At 55.4% G+C, this 341-nt stretch carries 1 protein-coding gene; it reads right to left on the bottom strand.

The window, feature by feature from the left end; genetic code table 11:
• Window positions 1-2: 2 nt before the first annotated feature.
• Window positions 3-341 (bottom strand): glutathione S-transferase (locus V5P19_RS23160; protein ID WP_264864398.1); only part of this gene is annotated, 339 nt, incomplete at its 5' end.

Genomic DNA, 341 nt, shown 5'->3' with positions numbered 1-341 from the left:
CATCAAGCCTTTGGCGGTTCGGTGCGAGCAAAACTTTCGCGGCTAAACAGGTTTTCGACCAGTTTGACTAAGTGTGGGCGGTCGACACACCAACCTGGCGCAACGCGGCGGAAATTGAGATATCCGACGGCACAGGCAATGGCGATAGTCGCCAGATTGACCGTATCGGTTTTGAGTGTGCCATCGACCAGATATCCTTCCAGCACATCCAGACTGCGGTTGATTTTCTCCCGCTGGCGTAACAATTCATCTTCAGACTGCTGCGCCGCTGGACGCGCCTGTTCACGCACCGATACCAGCCCGGCATCCATAATGCCATCCGCCAGTGCCTCAATTTTGCG

This window comes from Enterobacter sp. UNJFSC 003 (assembly GCF_036903355.1).
GTDB lineage: Bacteria > Pseudomonadota > Gammaproteobacteria > Enterobacterales > Enterobacteriaceae > Enterobacter.
The sequence above is the reverse complement of the archived record's forward strand: the minus strand, read 5'-3'. Positions and strand labels throughout refer to the sequence as shown.